Origin of the sequence: Kitasatospora sp. MAA19 (assembly GCF_029894125.1) — a bacterium.
Classification (GTDB): Bacteria; Actinomycetota; Actinomycetes; order Streptomycetales; family Streptomycetaceae; genus Kitasatospora.
Window position 1 is genome coordinate 1 of the sequence record NZ_JARXYZ010000093.1, and the last position, 1,068, is coordinate 1,068.

The 1,068-nt window shown below is 71.9% G+C and carries 1 protein-coding gene and 2 pseudogenes; all 3 read left to right on the forward strand.

Annotation, left to right across the window (positions count from 1 at the left end; genetic code table 11):
• Positions 1-94: pseudogene (locus tag P3T27_RS40910) on the forward strand (roadblock/LC7 domain-containing protein); the annotation flags it as partial.
• A gap of 161 nt (positions 95-255) precedes the next feature.
• A complete protein-coding gene (locus tag P3T27_RS40915; RefSeq protein ID WP_280686456.1) occupies positions 256-927 on the forward strand; it encodes a DUF742 domain-containing protein in 672 nt (223 codons plus the stop codon).
• Positions 908-1,068, forward strand: a pseudogene (locus P3T27_RS40920) (ATP/GTP-binding protein); the annotation flags it as partial. The gene P3T27_RS40915 and the pseudogene P3T27_RS40920, both read left to right, overlap by 20 nt.

The window sequence follows — 1,068 nt, forward strand, 5'->3', positions numbered from 1 at the left end:
CGTCGGCTACGAAATGGCCCTGCTCGTCGACCGCGCCGGCGCCGTCCTCACCCCCGCACTCCGCGCGGAACTCCAGGGCAGTCTCCTGCACTGACGGTCCGTCGGATACCGTCCAGGTATTCGAAGTACCTCCGCGTCCTTCCCGGGCCCGCTTCGGCGGGCTCGGGTTCGGACGTTGTACGGCCTTCGCACCACCGGCTCCGGACCTGCACCGAAGCTCGCACCGCACCGCCGCACCCTGTGAGGAGAGGAACCGTGACACCGCCCGACGACCGCAGCGGCCAGTACGGCGTTCCGTACCCTGGCACAGGCCATGACGCCTTCGGAGCACCCGGCGTCGGCCACGGTCAGCAGTACGGCCGGCCTCAGCACGGCCAGCAGTACGGCCAGCACCAGTACGGACAGCCCCAGCACCCGTACGGGCAGCCGCAGGAGCAGTACGACCAGCACGGGCAGTACGGACAGCCGCAGCCCGCCTTCGACACGCCGCCGCCCGGCTACCCGGTGCCGGCGCCCGCCCCGGCCCCCGGCTACCAGCCGGCCCACGAGCCCGGGCACGTCGAGGAGTTCGAGGACGAACCCGACTCCGGCCCGCTGATCCGGCCGTTCGCGATGACCGGTGGCCGCACCCGGCCGCGCTACGAACTCGCGCTGGAGGCCCTCGTCTCCGCCGACGTCGACCCGCAGCGCCTGGCCACCCTGCTCCCCGAGCACCAGCGGATCTGCACCCTGTGCACGGAGGTCAAATCCGTCGCCGAGGTGTCGGCGCTGCTCTCCCTTCCCCTGGGAGTGGCCCGCATCCTCGTGGCCGACCTGGCCGAGGCCGGCCTCGTCGCCATCCACCAGCCCGCTTCCGGCGGCGAATCCGGAAACCAGCCCGACGTCACGCTGCTCGAAAGGGTCCTCAGTGGACTTCGCAAGCTCTAACGCGGCCGCCCCCACCCGCGCCACCACCTCCGCGAAGATCGTCGTCGCGGGCGGCTTCGGTGTCGGCAAGACCACGCTCGTCGGCGCCGTCTCCGAGATCAACCCCCTGCGCACCGAAGCCGTCATGACCTCGGCCTCCGC